17 protein-coding genes are annotated in these 16,581 nt (G+C 43.1%); 3 read left to right on the forward strand and 14 right to left on the reverse strand.

The genetic code is table 11. The annotated features are described in order from the left end of the window. Nucleotides 1-22: 22 nt before the first annotated feature. On the forward strand, nucleotides 23-841 hold the full coding sequence (gene murQ, locus KYK27_RS16810) for an N-acetylmuramic acid 6-phosphate etherase (protein WP_199111468.1): 819 nt from the start codon (nucleotides 23-25) through the stop codon (nucleotides 839-841). A gap of 7 nt (nucleotides 842-848) precedes the next feature. On the opposite strand, the gene KYK27_RS16815 is transcribed toward murQ, so the two are convergent. Beyond that, the gene (locus tag KYK27_RS16815) at nucleotides 849-1,949 is read right to left on the reverse strand and encodes a hypothetical protein (protein ID WP_199111469.1); all 1,101 of its coding nucleotides are present in this window, start codon (nucleotides 1,947-1,949) and stop codon (nucleotides 849-851) included. 196 nt (nucleotides 1,950-2,145) lie between these two features. On the opposite strand from KYK27_RS16815, the gene KYK27_RS16820 reads away from it, so the two are divergent. Next, a complete protein-coding gene (locus tag KYK27_RS16820; RefSeq protein WP_199111470.1) occupies nucleotides 2,146-2,715 on the forward strand; it encodes a hypothetical protein in 570 nt (189 codons plus the stop codon). A gap of 58 nt (nucleotides 2,716-2,773) precedes the next feature. Here the strand turns inward: KYK27_RS16820 and KYK27_RS16825 are convergent, their stop codons facing one another. The 13 genes from KYK27_RS16825 to mazG form a co-directional block, all read right to left on the reverse strand. After that, nucleotides 2,774-2,956, reverse strand: a complete 183-nt coding sequence (locus KYK27_RS16825; RefSeq protein ID WP_199111471.1) for a hypothetical protein — start codon at nucleotides 2,954-2,956, stop codon at nucleotides 2,774-2,776. 195 nt (nucleotides 2,957-3,151) lie between these two features. After that, nucleotides 3,152-3,343 (reverse strand): hypothetical protein, encoded by a 192-nt coding sequence (locus KYK27_RS16830; RefSeq protein ID WP_199111472.1) that lies wholly within the window; start codon nucleotides 3,341-3,343, stop codon nucleotides 3,152-3,154. A gap of 79 nt (nucleotides 3,344-3,422) precedes the next feature. Then, nucleotides 3,423-4,736 (reverse strand): ribosome biogenesis GTPase Der, encoded by a 1,314-nt coding sequence (gene der, locus KYK27_RS16835; RefSeq protein ID WP_199111473.1) that lies wholly within the window; start codon nucleotides 4,734-4,736, stop codon nucleotides 3,423-3,425. 70 nt (nucleotides 4,737-4,806) lie between these two features. Further along, nucleotides 4,807-5,694, reverse strand: coding sequence for a GTPase Era (gene era / locus KYK27_RS16840; RefSeq protein ID WP_199111474.1), 888 nt, complete (start codon nucleotides 5,692-5,694; stop codon nucleotides 4,807-4,809). Between the two features lie 1,030 nt (nucleotides 5,695-6,724). Continuing rightward, nucleotides 6,725-8,368 carry a tetratricopeptide repeat protein gene (locus KYK27_RS16845; RefSeq protein ID WP_199111475.1) on the reverse strand — a complete coding sequence of 548 codons (1,644 nt, stop codon included), beginning with the start codon at nucleotides 8,366-8,368 and terminating at the stop codon, nucleotides 6,725-6,727. 62 nt (nucleotides 8,369-8,430) lie between these two features. Further along, entirely contained in the window at nucleotides 8,431-9,372 is a 942-nt protein-coding gene (locus KYK27_RS16850) for a PstS family phosphate ABC transporter substrate-binding protein (protein ID WP_199111476.1), read from the reverse strand. Continuing rightward, nucleotides 9,362-9,619 (reverse strand): hypothetical protein, encoded by a 258-nt coding sequence (locus KYK27_RS16855; protein WP_199111477.1) that lies wholly within the window; start codon nucleotides 9,617-9,619, stop codon nucleotides 9,362-9,364. The genes KYK27_RS16850 and KYK27_RS16855 overlap by 11 nt, the downstream gene beginning before the upstream one ends. 127 nt (nucleotides 9,620-9,746) lie before the next feature. Further along, nucleotides 9,747-10,586 carry an energy transducer TonB gene (locus tag KYK27_RS16860; RefSeq protein WP_199111478.1) on the reverse strand — a complete coding sequence of 280 codons (840 nt, stop codon included), beginning with the start codon at nucleotides 10,584-10,586 and terminating at the stop codon, nucleotides 9,747-9,749. 199 nt (nucleotides 10,587-10,785) lie between these two features. Further along, entirely contained in the window at nucleotides 10,786-11,607 is an 822-nt protein-coding gene (locus tag KYK27_RS16865; RefSeq protein ID WP_199111479.1) for an energy transducer TonB, read from the reverse strand. 2 nt (nucleotides 11,608-11,609) lie between these two features. After that, nucleotides 11,610-12,137: an ExbD/TolR family protein gene (locus KYK27_RS16870; RefSeq protein ID WP_199111480.1), complete on the reverse strand. Its 528-nt coding sequence runs from the start codon at nucleotides 12,135-12,137 to the stop codon at nucleotides 11,610-11,612. 18 nt (nucleotides 12,138-12,155) lie between these two features. Further along, nucleotides 12,156-12,761: an ExbD/TolR family protein gene (locus KYK27_RS16875; RefSeq protein ID WP_199111481.1), complete on the reverse strand. Its 606-nt coding sequence runs from the start codon at nucleotides 12,759-12,761 to the stop codon at nucleotides 12,156-12,158. Nucleotides 12,762-12,780: 19 nt separating this feature from the next. Then, nucleotides 12,781-13,653, reverse strand: coding sequence for a MotA/TolQ/ExbB proton channel family protein (locus KYK27_RS16880; protein WP_199111482.1), 873 nt, complete (start codon nucleotides 13,651-13,653; stop codon nucleotides 12,781-12,783). Nucleotides 13,654-14,170: 517 nt separating this feature from the next. Further along, complete coding sequence (mazG, locus tag KYK27_RS16885) at nucleotides 14,171-14,980, reverse strand: nucleoside triphosphate pyrophosphohydrolase (RefSeq protein ID WP_199111483.1); 810 nt, start codon at nucleotides 14,978-14,980, stop codon at nucleotides 14,171-14,173. Nucleotides 14,981-15,109: 129 nt separating this feature from the next. Here mazG and glmM point away from each other — a divergent pair, with 129 nt between their 5' ends. Further along, nucleotides 15,110-16,504 carry a phosphoglucosamine mutase gene (gene glmM, locus KYK27_RS16890; protein WP_199111484.1) on the forward strand — a complete coding sequence of 465 codons (1,395 nt, stop codon included), beginning with the start codon at nucleotides 15,110-15,112 and terminating at the stop codon, nucleotides 16,502-16,504. The last annotated feature ends 77 nt before the right edge of the window (nucleotides 16,505-16,581 follow it).

The raw sequence follows: 16,581 nt of genomic DNA on the forward strand, positions 1-16,581 counted from the left end.
TCATAATTCTTAATTAAAAGAAGTGTCTACTACCGAATCCGCATCTAACTACGACCGCCTGGAGCAAATGCCTGTCCGCCAGTTACTGGAATGCATAAACAACGAAGACAAGACCGTTCCGCTGGCTGTAGAAAAAGCTATTCCGCAACTGGAGCAACTGGTTAATGCTACTGTAGAAAGATTGCAGAAGGGTGGCAGGTTGTTTTATATTGGTGCCGGCACCAGTGGGCGCTTAGGTGTGGTAGATGCATCGGAGTGCCCACCTACGTATGGTGTGCCCCATGGCATGGTGATTGGCCTTATTGCAGGTGGCGACGCAGCTATCCGCAAAGCAGTGGAATTTGCAGAAGATGATGAACAGCAAGCCTGGAAAGACCTGCAACAGCACAACATCACAGAAAAAGATATAGTAGTAGGCATTGCAGCTTCCGGTCGTACTCCTTACGTGATTGGAGGGCTGAAGACCTGCCGTGAAAATGGTATTGCTACCGGCTGCATCGTTTGCAATGCCGGTAGCGCCGTTGCCGACGTTTCTGATTATCCTGTTGAGGTTGTAACCGGTCCTGAGTTTGTAACCGGGAGCACCCGCATGAAAGCCGGAACCGCCCAGAAACTGGCTCTTAACATGCTCACCACCTCTACCATGATAAGGCTGGGCCGTGTAAAAGGGAACAAGATGGTGGACATGCAACTCTCAAACTTAAAGCTGGTAGACCGCGGCACACGCATGCTGATGGAAGAACTGCAGCTGGGCAGGGCCGAAGCGGCCGCTTTACTGCAAAAATACGGAAGCGTGCGCGCAGCTATAGTTGCGTACCGAAACAATGATACACAGGCATAACTATAGTTTATTTTTCCTTGGCAGTAAGTGCAGTTTCTGCTGAAACCAACCCACGGGTAAGTTCTTCTGCAGCGTCTCTGCCAGGCACAATATAATTAGCAACCGACCATCTATAGCCCAGCATAAAACGGTTATCGCTTAAACTATACAGCACTTTCCGGCGGTAATCATCTACAGGTTCAAGGCCTATTTCAGCACGCAGGTCATTTACCTTCTTTTCTTCTTTTTTGCTCAGATCCTCTACCAGGTATTTGTTCAGCGCTTTAAGCTTTTTGTCGCCTTCGCAGTCTTTTTTGTTTGTACAGGCAACACGCACCAGTGCCCTGGTTTTATAGTAGCGTGTTCCTTTTTGTGTCTCCATCAGGTAAGCTGCTGCCTGCGGCGAAATGTCTCCTTTTTGTACGGCCTCCTTTAAAATGTCAGAAAAGTCGAATCCTTTTTTTGCAGTTGTCTGCCGTTCTATAACAATGCTAAATCTCGGGAGCTGTTCTATCGTATCGCCAACACCAATCAGCTTTTCACCAGGGTAGCCATGCTTCTGTATTGTCCTCAGCAAATTGTCAACGTTCTCATTTTCTATTTTGCGGAGCGTATCAGCATAAACACGTAATCCACCTTTTGCAAACCTGAAGTACTTGTCACGGGCATATAGTTCATCCAGATCGGCTCTTACATCCAGGTTAGCGTGGCGTTTGTATTTTTTGCGGTACTTCGGATATTTCTTCTGTAGCTTTTTCCACTCTTTCGACTCCTGCAACGGTTTAAAAACCTCCTGCTTCTCTATAAACGACAGCTTCACTCCTTTCAGGGCAAGTGCTTGCAGGTAACTATAGGTCTGTGCATAGTTCTCTGTCAGGGTAGCGCAAACGGCGGCGTTGTAATAATCGCGGGCAAAGGGCGCTGGCACAGCTTTAAAAGCCTCGGCATACTTATCCAGGGCAGCACTATAGTCTTTGCTGAGCACCAGCATTTCGGCCTCATGAATAACCGGGTAATACGCTTTAATGTAATCTGTTTCTTTATTTTCAGATCTTGCCTGCTGCAACAGCAAAACAGCAAAAACCAATAAAGTAAAGCGCAGAGATTTTAGTGGCGTAACTAGGAACATACTATTTGTAAGGGTAAAATGGCAGATTAAATTGCCGCTGCTATTATCTTTCGGGTCTTAAAATAAAACTATCACTACTATACTGTAATGCAACAACTATAGTTTAAAGCGATAGTATATCCAAAAAAGAAACAGGTTTTTGTAAACTCTAACAAGCATGGCCTGTGTTAACTTTTAACGTCAGACTTTTACGTTTATGCATACAATAGAGCCTTTTTATAACTGGCTGGAACTATACAGCGCCTCCGAAGACCCGCGTTCGCCACTGTATGGTGCCGAAAATAATCTTTCGCAATATACCAATACCATTTATGGGTATTACATCCATCCGCAATGGGACGAGATAGATTCCGAAACGCTATTCATTAAAATATTATTTACGGATTATGAGCTGGGCTTTGCTGTGATAGAGTTTATAGGCGAATGGAACGACACGCTTCATAACGACATCATGAAACTAAAGCGCAACATCATAGACCCGATGCTACACGAGGGCATCAAACATTTTGTCCTCATCGGTGAGAACGTATTTAACTTCCACGGCTCCGAAGACGATTACTACGAAGAATGGTTTGAAGAAGTGGAAGATGGCTGGATTGTGGCAATCGGTTTTCAGGATTTTGTACTGAGCGAGATGAAGAGCTACAACCTGGATTATTACTTAAACTATGGCGGTAACCTGGAGATGGTGAACTGGCGTACGCTGGCCCCGAAACGGCTTTATGCTTTACTAAATGCCATGATGCAACGAAGGCTGGGTGCTTAAACTATAAAGGCGGCTCCGGAATACCGGAGCCGCCTTTATAGTTGCTACTTGTAAATACTTACTCAATAACAGCAGTAGTATCATCCATATTGTCTGCGGAGTCTTCCATATCGTCTGCAGCATCCTCAGCATTATCCTCCATTTGTTCTGCATTTTCTTCTGTCTGGTTTTCAGCAGGTGAGTCGCAAGATGCAAAAGAAAACAGGCCAGCGGCCATTAGCATAAAAATTGGCTTTTTCATGATGTATTTGTTTTGGTTTAAATCAATATTTTAACTGCCTGCTTTTAAGTAAAGCAAGCTTTAGCTAATATGACAACGAATACGGGGATGCAACTATATAGTTTTAAAATATATTTATTTAAAAGCAAAAAGGCACCTGATAACTCAGGTGCCTTTTCTTTCCCTGGCCATGCGCCAGGCGGTTACTGTTGCTAATTAAAGAGCAGCAGAAGCTGAATCAACTGGAACAGTTGTAGTGTCAACTTCCATAGAAGTTGTGTCTTCAACTACAGTTTCGTCTACTGTAGTTTCAGTAGTTTCAACTTCAGTAGCTGTTTCTTCTGCATTGTTGCAAGATGCGAAAGCGAAAAGACCAGCAACGAATAATAAACCGAATACTTTTTTCATGATGTTTTGTTGTTTTTTTGAAAACGAGTTACAAATATAGCACTATATTTTAATACTCTAATTTTCTTCAATTTATTTTTTATTTCTTTTTAAACAGCACCTTTATCGGCACACCTTTAAAGCCAAAATGTTCGCGTATGCGGTTCTCAAGATAGCGCGTGTAGGCTTCTTTAATGTACTGAGGCAGGTTACAGAAAAAGGCAAACGTCGGGTTGTGCGTTGGTAACTGCGTTACATACTTTATCCGGATAAACTTACCTTTAATAGCTGGCGGCGGATAACGCTCAATATCCGGCAACAGGGCATCGTTCAGTTTAGAAGTAGGTATTTTCTGTGTCTTGTTATCGTACACTTCCATCGCTACCTCAATAGCTTTGTGAATACGCTGCTTGGTAAGCACCGATGTAAAGATAACCGGCACGTACTTTATTGGCGCTATTTTGTCCAGTATCTCCTCTTCAAACTCTTTAGTTGAGTTAGTATCTTTCTCAACTAAGTCCCACTTGTTTACCAGTATAACAATGCCTTTGCGGTTCTTTTCGGCCAGGGTGATAATGTTTACATCCTGCGCTTCAATACCACGGGTGGCATCCAGCATCACGATACACACATCAGCGTCTTCCAAAGCACGCACCGAGCGCATTACTGAATAGAATTCAATGTCTTCGCTTACTTTGCTTTTGCGTCGCAGACCAGCGGTATCAACTATAATAAACTCTTTACCAAACGCATTGTAGTGCGAATGAATGGCATCGCGGGTAGTACCGGCAATATCGGTAACTATGTTTCGCTCTGTGCCCAGCAGCAGGTTCACGAAAGATGATTTACCTACATTTGGTCGGCCTAGTACGGCAATCTTAGGAATACCGGCAGTAGGATCTTCGATGCCTTCGTCTTTAAAGTGCTTAACCACTTCATCCAGCAGGTCACCGGTTCCGGAACCACTTTGCGAGGAAATAGCGAAGATCTCTCCGTCGATACCTAATGAGTAGAACTCGCCTACCTGGTGCGCCCGTGCATTTGTATCCGCTTTGTTGGCAACTACATAAATCGGCTTATCTGAGCGACGCAATACACTGGCAAATTCTTCATCCAGCCCTGTCATGCCAGCATCTACGTCAACCATAAACAGGATCACATCGGCTTCTTTAATAGCCAGCTCTACCTGCTTGTTAATTTCACCTTCAAAAATATCATCGGAGCCGTGTACATAGCCACCAGTATCAATAACTGTAAAGAACTTACCACACCATTCGCCATGGCCGTAGCTTCTGTCGCGGGTTACGCCGCTTTCGTTATCCATAATAGCCTGTCGACGACCGACAAGGCGGTTAAACAAAGTAGATTTACCCACATTTGGGCGACCTACAATAGCAATAATGTTTGTTGACATTATTAAGTGTATAAAATAATTAAAGTGCCCCCGGAACACCTTGCCCCGAAGCTTTACTACATGCGCCTACTTACTCGCTATAACCAAATCGCCTTAACAGCTTTTGGTCTGTTCGCCAGTTTTCGTTCACGCGCACATACAAATCAAGAAATATCTTTTTCTGGAAGAACTGTTCCATATCAATACGGGCATGCGTGCCCACTTTTTTAAGCGCTTCGCCTTTGTTGCCGATCACAATGCCCTTCTGGCTTTTGCGCTCCACACTTATCTCTGCCCTGATACGGATGATCTCTTCTTCCTCTTTAAACTCCTCTACTACTACTTCGCAGCTGTAAGGAATCTCTTTTTTATAGTTCAGGAAAATCTTCTCCCGGATAATCTCCGACACAAAGAAACGTTCCGGCTTGTCAGTCAGTTCATCTTTTGGATAAAAGGCCGGATGTTCTGGTAAATAATGCAGCAGGCGTGCAAATAACTGGTCTAATCCGAAGATATGAAGTGCCGATATCGGGTGGATCTCGGTTGGGTTCATCTTCTCCTGCCAGTACGCTACTTTTTGCTGCACTTCCTCTTCTGTTGCCTGGTCAATCTTGTTTATCAGCAACAAGATCGGCACTTCAGCATATTGCAGTCTCTTGATCACATCATCCTCGTCGTGCTGCTCATAGATATCTGTCACGAACAGAATCACATCGGCATCCTCCAGCGAGGTACGCACAAAGCTCATCATCGACTCATGCAAGGCATACTGTGGTTTAATAATGCCAGGCGTATCGGAATACACGATCTGGAAGTCGTCGCCATTCAAAATACCCATGATGCGGTGGCGCGTAGTCTGTGCTTTAGATGTAATGATAGATAGCTTCTCGCCTACCAGCGCATTCATCAACGTAGATTTACCTACGTTTGGCTTACCAACTATACTTACAAAACCGGCCTTGTGCGGAGTCTCTGCCATACTCTGAAATTTAAGGATGCAAAATTACTTCTTTTTTACGAGACCGCCTGCCATTAGCGTAATAATTGATTGACTGGTTGATAGGTTTGGGGTGAAGCTTATCGTTTCTATTCATCCTGAGCGTTAGCTGAAGTGGCTTATATGTCTTATAATTTCCTTCTTTGTCATTTCAAACGAGGTGAGAAATCTATCTCAGCTTATAGTTTGCTACTCTACAACTGGAACCAAGCCTTTCCTTCTATAGCTCTCTTTAATCCTGCGAGCTTTATTTGCCTATCATTCTATAGTTAGCTTGGCTCTCTCGGGCCGAGCGGCCCCGTCTTCGGGCATCGCGCGGTGTACATTTCTTTTTCTCGTACTTCGAAATGCCTGCGGCACCAGAAATCTACAATGCGCTCAACCCAAAGACTGATACGTTTCGATAGCTATAGTTTGTCTATAGTTTGAACCGGTAAGCTTCGAGTTTTATCGTGGTCATAGCTCCGAGGGGACAGGTAAACCTGTCCTGTTCGTGGATTGGAACTATAGCTAATTCAGATTTCTCCTATCGTCGAAATGACAGAACATTAAGTAGTAGCATAAAAGTCCCCCTTTGAAGGGGGCAGGGGGATGACGAACTGAATCTATAAAACTTTATCTTGAACTAAAGCAGTGGTCGTAAAAGCTCCCCACCTTAGACAAGGAGGGGATAAAGGGGTGGTTGGATTACAGCAACTATAAAACTGTACCTCCAACTATAGCATAAACACCAATCCTGAAAATCCTTTAATCCTGTAAATCCTGATTCATACAATACTTGTCCCTGCCGGGCCAGTTGAGTTGAAAACTCAACACCATACAAAACCACAAGTTGAAAACTTGCGGCAGAAAAAGCTAACTACAAAACTATAAAATCAACTATAGCAAAGTCAGAAATCTTGCTTCCTAAAGTAAGGACATGACACATATTCTCACCCTATATATACATACATAAAACAGGAAAGCCTGCTCCACTGGAGCAGGCTTTCCTGTTTTATAGGTAGCTTGTAGCTTACTTTTTCTTTGCAGACTTATTGATCTCAGCAAGGGCAGCTTTCGCTTGTTCGTTGCTGTTATCTAACTTAAGTACTTCCTGGTAATGCTTAATAGCCATTTCTCTGTTTGGCTTAACTACATAGTAGTAGTAACCCAGGTAGTTATTGGCATCAACCAAAGCAGCTTTGTATTTATCTGGCTCAGCACTAGCTAGTTTAATAAACTCCTCAAAGTGTGGTTTTGCTAAACCGCCTGTGCTTTCAGTATCCATGTTAGCGTTGGCAAGTCCTCTCCAGTAATGGCCATAGGCATACGTAGGGTTACTAGTCGTAACGTTTGCATATGTCTCGTCAGCCTTCTTGAAGAATTCTGCAGCTTTCTGCTCGTTTTTAGCTTCTCTTGCTTCCGCACCTGCCTGCATGTAGATATTACCCATGTAGTAGAAGTCAGCATTTGAAGGCTCAGTTTTATCACGCTTCTTGGTATAAACTGCTACAGCCTTATCATACTGGCCTGCTTTGGCATAAGCCGTAGCAAGTTCCTGGTAAAGCTCTACCTTATCAGGGTTCATATCAAGTGCCTTCTGCAGGTTCTCAGTAGCTTTAGCGTGCTGGTTGTTCTTGCTCAGGATACGACCATAGTACTCGTAGTCTTCAGCAATAAGCTTATCCTTACCAACTTTTTGTATATAGCTTTCCATAGCCTGTAATGCTTTGTCTGGCTGGCCTAATTCTAAATAAGAATAAGCCTGTAGACGGTTCATTACAGTATTGTCCGGATCTGTCTTCAGAACTTCCTGCACCTCTTTCAAGGTCTGGTCGTAGTTCTTGGTCAGGAACAGGAATGATGCATATTTCGCTTTGGTTTCAGGAGAATCCTCAGCCATATCCACATACTTTTTAAATGTAGATAGTGCTTTGTCGTACTGACCAGCAAAATAGTATAGTTCACCCAGGTCTCTGTAAGCCGGCGCATAGTTAGGATCGATCTCGATTGCCTTCTGGAATGCCTGCTCAGCTTCCGTATAGTTTCTTGATCTAGTGTATAGCTGGCCTCTTCTCAGGTAAGCTTTCGGATTGCCAGCGTCAATACGGATTGCGTTATCATAGCTGGTCATAGCTTCTCCACCTTTTTTAAGGTCGAGTTGTGCATCACCCAGCATCAGGTAAGCCGTTGTATTGTTCTTATCACGCTGAACAGCTTTCTGCAGGTATTCTACAGCTTTCTGCAGGTCAGCATCTGTACGCTCCGGAGCACTTAAATAACCCTCCGCTACAGCTGTAAGCACATCTGCATCTTTAGACTTACTAAGCTTAAGTGCCTGGTTAAATTGCTTTTCGGCTTCGGCTCTGTTTCCCTGATCCATAGCAACCTTACCTAAACCAGCAAAGTTGATTGCCGACTTTTTGTTTTTGGCTATGCCCTGGTTAAAGTAATACGTAGCTGAATCTAGCTTTTCAGTTTTCAGATATATGTCACCTAACGTATAGTAAGCATTATCTGCCTTCTTATCGTTAAGCTTCTTTTTATAGATAGATTTTGCCTCTTCATAGCGCTCCAAGTCTAATGCTTTCTTTCCCGCATCACCTGACTGTGCAAAAGCAGCAGCAGTTGGAAAGGCAGTGGCCATCAGAAGGATATACTTCCAGTTGTTTGTCATTGTAATCTGCTTGTTAAGGTTATATTAAATGTACTAAAATTGAGTTAAGGTTCTTCGTTTGTTTATTGTAAGCCTATTACGCGCACTGGCATTGTGGCAGGTACCAGACCAGATTTAAGTATTATACGTTGTCCCTTGTCTCCTGCTACGTATGATGCAAAACCTGTGCCAAGGCCGGCACGGCCTTCTGTACTGATGATATAAAGATACCTGCGCAGTGGGTATGTGCCTTGTGCAATGTAGGCCTGATAAGGCTGGTAATAACTTTCTGTAGTGCGTGGTAAAGGCTCTGCACTTATACCTACAACTTTAATTCTGTTCTGGAAACCAACTACTGTACTGTCATCAAAATCGCTGATCCAGTTCACTCCTATAACGCCAAGTGCGTTCTCATTTTTCTCCACATAATCTATCAGCGCCTTATGCGATTCGGCTGCAAATGTATTTGATGGCAGTTTATGATCCGCTATCAGGGAATCTTTCACATAACGCGCTGTCCCCGAATTATTGTTATCGAAAACTATAGTTATGTCTTTTAATTTGCTTTCCTTGTTTAGTTGCTTCCACGATTTTGTTTTGCCACTGAAGATGGTTTTCAACTCCTCAAGTGTAAGCAGCGAGTCCGGGTTGCTTCTGTTCACGATTATTGCAACAGCATCAATCGCTATTTTTGTAACCCTTGGTATCCTTTTTTTCTGTTCAATAACTTTATTTTCTTCCGGAGTAAGCTCCCGCGACAGCACAATTACCCTGATACTGTCATTCAGTATGTCCTTTATAACATCTCCTTCGGGCTTATACTCTGCAGTTACTTCAGCGCGCTTATAAATTCCTTCAAAGGTGCTTACCTGCGTTTCAATAATTGGCTTAAAAGATTCGTCAACGCTGATTTTTACCTTACCTGATGTAGGGGTATCTGTTGGGGCATCGCCGGAATTGCCACCACAGCCTGTGTATACAAGTGTACCTGCAACGAGCAGGACTGCCCAGAATTTATTCTTCATACCTTCTTCTATCTTTTCGGGAACTAGCCTGTAATACTCTGATAAACCTGAAAATGCCGTATAGTATCAATACGCCACCAAGTATGTATCTGAACTTCGTAGGTATGTTCAGGTTCGAGTTTTGTTCGTCTGTAAAGATCAGGTACACGCCTAATACAACATACAAGGTAGTCATCAGCAGCCCGAAAATTTTTACAAATTTTGCAAGGAAACTGGTATTTGGTTTAGGTCTTTCTGGTCTTATCATGCTACACTTTGTAGTAACATACGTGTTTATTAACCACTAAAGTTAATGGTATCACACCAAATATGAAAGCAGGGGCCATAAAAGGTTCTACTTTTATGGCCCCTGCTTTATACTTATAATTTAATTTTTAGTTCCTGAGCGAGAATTTAATTGGTAATGTGTAACGAACTGCTACCGGCATTCCATTCTGTTTTCCTGGTCTCCAGCGTGGCATGCTCTTTATTACACGCAGCGCTTCTTCGTCTGTTCCAAAACCTAGACCCTTTAAAACTTTAACATCTTCGATGTCTCCGCTTCGGCCTACTACAAAAGTAACAACTACTGTCCCTTCTATATTTTCGGATCTGGCTGCTGCCGGGTAATTAAGTTTCCTGCCCAGGTATTTGCTCATAGCACTCAGGCCACCATAATATTCCGGCATTTCTTCTGCAAAATCAAGTATACTAGTCTCTGGCGCTGTTGCAGTACCAATACCGTCATCTATCCCTATCAGGTCATCAGATGGAACTATAGGTGGCAGGTCTGCAGGATCAATGCCTTCTTTCTTTTTTGTTCCAAAGTCAGCATTTTTCAGATCTTCCTGGTTTGCAAGTTCTACTTCTTTAACCGGCGTGTTGTCAGGCACTACTTTGGTCTTAGCATATACTTCTGTCGCTACTTCTACTTTCGCCGGCATAACAGGTGGTAATATTTCCTGCTGCTTTTCTACTGGTGGCGGAGGCAGAACTATAGTAACCGGCTCTATAATGTCATAAACAGGCTTTACATATTTCTCAGGCGCTACAAAAAACATATTGTTCACTATCGGACTTATAAGCCCCCCTGAAAAGATAACTATCGCAACTATAGCTGCTATAATTATGTGCCTGTGATAAACGCGACGCAGTTTGTAGGCGCCATACGCTTTGTTCCTGCCTTTAAAAACTATGTTATTAAAGGTCATGTCGAATAAATAGCTCTCTTTCATGGGCTTTGGGTTTTATAGTTTAACAATATATCAGGTGATCATTTTAAGGTATGCTTATGGTTTAGGATGATAATTTATTTATAGTATAAACTGAATATACGCTTTTTAAATTAATTAGTATGCATGCTGAGTATAATTTTTTAAAACAAAAAACCCGACTAATTTCTTAGTCGGGTTTTTAAACTATAGCCAGGCTATATTATTTGATCGTGTAACGAACAGGAACGGTAAATCTAACTGGTACAGCTCGACCATTTTGCTTACCTGGGTTCCACTTCGGCATCGACTTAACAACGCGCATCGCTTCTTCGTCAGTTCCGGCTCCTAATCCCTTCAGTACTTTAACTTCAGAGATCTCACCTGTTTTACTTACTACGAACGATACAACTACAAGTCCCTCGATACCGGCTCGTTGAGCTGCTGCAGGATAGCGAATGTTCTTCGCAATATATTTCTGCATTTCAAGTTCACCTCCAGGGAAGGTTGGCATCTGCTCCACATATTCGTAAGGCTTCTCTTCAACTACCTCTGCAACTACGTCGCTGGTACCGTCGATATCACCTAAATCTGGTGGAACTCCTTTAACACCTTCCACCGTTTTTGTACCGGCGTCAATTTCCTTCAGTACTTCTACATCCGGAATTTCTTCCTCTTCACGCACTTCTTCGTCACGCTTAACTACAGGAGGCGTATACTTCACTGTAGCTGCCACTGGCGGTGGCGGTGGCGGAAGATCCGGCGGTGGCGGTGGCGGTGGCGCCTGTTCTTCCAGTGGCGGTGGTGGGGCAAGATCTACCTCTGTAATAATTCGCTCATCTATCACTTCTTCTTCATCGCCAGCTATCATTTTGCTTATCAGCGGAATACTGATAAAAAAAGCAAATAAGATAGTAGCAATTATAGCAGCTTTTGTGATATGGCTATTATACAGTTTGCGAAGTAGATAGGCACCATAAGCTTTGTTACGTCCGGCAAAGACGATATCATCAAGCGAGGCTTTTGCTAACTTACTTTCGTCCATATCTATTGTCCTAATTTAGTTTTTACCAATTGCTTATCCGTGTCGGTAATATCAACAAGGGCAAATTTCTTGGTATCCGTAATTCTCAACTCATCCAGGATGTCAACCATGTTCTTGTAGCGCGATGTCTCCAGTGGCTTGATCATCACAGTCATCTTCGGGTTTGACTTCACACGTGGCGAAACCAAAGCTTTACGGATGCCTGCTGCTGAATAATCGGTCTCTATCACTTCCGGGTTCTCCTCAGGAGCACCTAAACCAAAGTAATAGAATACCTTATCATCCTCGCCAAGTATGATCGTCATTGCGTTACTCGCCTTTACAGGGATCTGGTTTTCAGGTTTATCATCTTTCACAGGCATGTTAATTTCCATGGTCTGTGGCTTACTGAATGTTGTTGTAAGCATGAAGAACGTGATCAGAAGAGCTGCAAGGTCTACCATTGGCGTCATGTCAATTTTGGTAGAGTGCTTTTTGGCGCGTTTCTTACCACCTTTACCAGAGGAGGCTTTTTCTTGTATTTCTGCCATTTCAGTATCTCCTTTCTATTATAAAGATTTTGGTCTGGCTTCCATATCAGTAACCAGGTTGAACCGGTTTACCTTCTGGTCCTGAAGGGTTTCGATTACCTTCTGTACCGTCGAATAACTTACGTCAACATCTCCTTTGATCGCAATCACAACCTTTTGGTTTAGCTTGCGCGTCTCCAGAATCCAGTCTCTTAACTGGTTGTTAGTAGAGTCAAGCGGAATGCCAGGCTGGTTCACGTTCTTGCGCTCCGTGCCATCCATCGCTAAATAAGATTTTAGCTGATTTACCGGAACACCGAAGTTGCTTAAAAGAGAGAAAGTCTTGCTTTCCTTCTCATCGAAACTCACCCCGTACTTACTCGCCATCTTGTCTAGTAAAGCCTTCTTTGTCTGCTGGCCGTCTACCCCGAAAAACACACGGTCGTTTTTGTCAACCGTTAATGTGATCACGTTTGCATCAGGTAATTTAATCTCTGATACGGATGAAGGGGTGTCTACTATAACGACTTCCTCTTCCCTCGCGGTCGCCGTTAGCATAAAGAAAGTAACCAGCAAGAAGAATAAGTCCACCATTGGCGTCATGTCCAATGAAGGGTTATTTCTTTTTACTTTTACTCTAGGCATTTCTTTGCGTTAAGATCAATTAAACAGTTTGTTTTCTTACAGTTTCACCAGCTGAATCGTGCTGAGCAGCGAAAGTAGAGATGATGCTGAAACCAGCTTCGTCAATGCTATAAGTTAACTCATCAATTTTGCTAGTGAAGTAGTTGTAAGCGATAATCGCAAGAGTAGATCCTGTAATACCTAGTGCTGTGTTAATCAAGGCCTCAGAAATACCGTTTGAAAGAGCAGTTGCGTCCGGAGAACCTGAAGCCGCAAGAGCCGAGAACGCTTTGATCATACCAAGTACAGTACCAATCAGACCAACCAGTGTTGAAATAGAAGCGATAGTTGAAATAACAACCAGGTTCTTCTCAAGCATTGGTAACTCAAGTGAAGTAGATTCTTCGATCTCTTTCTGGATAGCAGCAACTTTCTCAGCTTTTAAAAGCTCAGGCTCGTTCTGCATTTCTTTGTACTTAAGCAGACCTGCTTTTACTACGTTACCAACAGAACCTTTCTGAACATCGCAGGCAGCAATTGCACCGTTGATATCACGCTGGTTCAGTTTAGAAGAAATTGTACGTACGAAGCCGGCTACGTTTTTAGTACCTTTTGCTTTGCTGATTGTAAGTACACGCTCGATAGCGAAGATAAATACCATCAGTACAAGAGACATCAGGATAGGAACTACCCAACCACCTTTATAAACGATAGCTAAATAGTTACCTGGAAGCGGATGATTTTCGTTGCTACCACCTTCGAAGTTTGCAGGGTTACCTAATACGAACATGTAAATAAGCACGCATATTATAACGGCAACTGGAATAACGATAGTGGCAAATAAAGAACCTCCCGAGGTAGTCTTTGTTTCTACATTAGCATCTTTGCTCACTACTGCAGTCTTTTTTTCCATTTTGATTAAAGTTTAAAGTTTAGCTGTTTGTGTTGTAAATTAATTGATTGTGTAATTATAAAAATGTAATTGTTTCAGTTTTAGTTCTTTAACTACTCAATTTTTTAGAATTAAAAGCAGATCCAGAGATTAATTGCAGCTGCATTCAGGTATCAGACCCGGAGATGATTTAACCTTTTAAGCACCATAAACAGGTGCGCATCTACAAATCTATATAATTTCAAATATTATCCAAAGTATAAACACTATTCCGGATTCATTATCTCAAAAAATTTCTATATAAAAATTGAGCACTACCATTATACATAGCTGGCATACAATTGTTGCATTGAAATAAAATTTGAGAGGGCAACAGAAAAAAGTTACAACTCCCTAACCTGTCAGGAACTATAACTTCTTATGCGATACTCCGACTAAATTCAAATGACACTAAATAAAAAAGTTAGCAATTCCGTTCTCTAAAAACCTGAATGTGCGGTTTAAATATAGGAAATGAATTTTTAGGTTGTATGCATACCTACTTGTTTTTTGCTTTATTCCAGTAAAAGTCCATTTCTTCCAAGCTCATATCCTGTAATCTTTTACCTTCCTTTGCAGCTTCTGTCTCAAGGTACTGAAAACGACTTATAAACTTCAGATTGGTTCGCTCCAGTGCTTCCTCCGGGTTAATATCTACAAAACGTGCAAAGTTTATAAGAGAAAACAGCAGGTCCCCGAATTCGGCTGTAGCCCGCTGCTTATTTATAGTTGTGGTGTCTTGTACGTTAAATTCTTCTTCAAACTCGCCCAACTCTTCCTGCACTTTTTCCCACACCTGGCTTTTATCGTCCCAATCGAAACCGGCACCGCGGGCTTTTTCCTGTATGCGCATGGCTTTTACCAGCGCAGGCAACGACGACGGCACACCACCCAGCACCGACTTGTTACCTTCTTTCAGTTTCAGTTGTTCCCAGTTTCTTTTTACTTCCTCTTCTGTATCTGCTGTTACGTCGCCGTAAATATGTGGGTGTCTGAAGATAAGCTTCTCGCAAAGCGAATTCAACACATCAGCAATATCGAAGGCTTTTTGCTCAGAAGCAATTTTGGCATAGAACACCATGTGCAGCATCAGGTCGCCTATCTCCTTCTTTATTTCCGGCATATCCTGCTTTAAAATGGCATCTGATAGCTCATAGGTTTCTTCTATCGTTAAGTGGCGCAGGCTTTCCAGGGTTTGTTTGCGGTCCCAGGGGCATTTCTCGCGCAGGTCATCCATTACATCCAGCAGGCGGTCAAATGCCTGCAGTTGTCTGCCACGCGGGGTATCATCAAAAAAAGTTTTATCCATAATAAGGCAAATATACTAAAATACGGCTTCAGCTGTTTGCATGGTACTCAGGCAGGTATAAATTGCGTGAAAGTATAAAGTATAAACCTAAATATTGCTACTTTTGCAACCTATAAACATTAAACACAAGTGGCTTTAATAAAATCAATTTCAGGAATTAGAGGAACGATAGGCGGGCAGGCAGGTGAAGCACTCACCCCTGTAGATGTAGTTAAATTTGCTGCCGCTTACGGTACCTGGGTACTGCAGACTACCAATAATAACAATACTATAGTTGTCGGCCGCGATGCGCGTATCTCCGGCGATATGGTAAACAAACTGGTTTGCGCTACCCTACAGGGCTTAGGCATAAACGTAATTGATGTCGGGCTGTCTACGACTCCAACGGTAGAAATGGTAGTGCCTGAGCTAAAAGCAGGTGGCGGTATTATACTGACAGCCAGCCATAATCCCAAGCAGTGGAATGCCTTAAAGCTCCTCAACTATAAAGGCGAGTTTATTTCGGATGCAGAAGGCAAACTGGTACTGGAACTGGCCGATAAAGAAGCTTTTGAATTTGCACAGGTAACAGAACTGGGTACTTATACACAGCGCGAAGATGCCATTGCAAGACACATCGAAACGATACTGGCCCTGCCATTGGTAGATGTGGAAGCTATTAAAGAAAAGAAATTTAAGATTGCTATAGATTGCGTTAACTCTACGGGCGGTATTGCCGTGCCAATGCTACTGAAAGCGCTTGGCGTTAAAACGATAGAGAAACTATACTGCGAGCCGGATGGACATTTTCCGCACAACCCGGAGCCGCTGCCAGAAAACCTGCGCGAAATCTCGAAAGTGATTGAGAAAGGTAAGTTTGACCTGGGCATCGTGGTAGACCCGGATGTAGACCGCCTGGCGTTGATAAACGAAGACGGCAGCATGTTTGGTGAAGAATACACACTGGTAGCTGTTGCTGATTATATCCTCAAGAACAAAGTAGGTAACTCAGTTTCTAACCTGTCATCCACAAGAGCGCTGCGCGACGTAACCGAGAAAGCGGGAGGCAATTACTATGCTGCTGCCGTTGGCGAAGTGAACGTGGTAAACATGATGAAAGAGCAGAACGCAGTAATTGGTGGTGAGGGCAACGGCGGTATCATTTACCCTGAGCTGCACTATGGCCGCGATGCACTGGTTGGTATAGCACTGTTCCTGACGCACCTTGCTAAATCTGGTTTGAGCATGACGCGCCTTCGTGCCAGCTACCCTAATTATTATATTTCTAAAAATAAGATAGAGCTTACGCCAGATGTAGACGTGGACGCTGTGCTAACACAAATGCAGGAGCGCTACGCCAAGCAGCCTATCAATACCATAGATGGTGTAAAGATCGAGTTTGACAAAGAGTGGGTACACCTGCGCAAGTCCAACACCGAGCCGATCATCCGTATTTATGCCGAATCGGATAGCAATGCGACCGCTGAGCACCTGGCTAACAAGATCATTGCAGACATCAAGGAAATAATTTCAGCGAAAGCATAATGTGTTGTTGTAAGTACACATCATAACAGGCAACCTATACGCGCCAAGGAGAGAAAATCAATTTCTTTCTCCTTGGC

It is taken from the genome of Pontibacter populi (assembly GCF_019336435.1).
Lineage (GTDB): Bacteria > Bacteroidota > Bacteroidia > Cytophagales > Hymenobacteraceae > Pontibacter > Pontibacter humidus.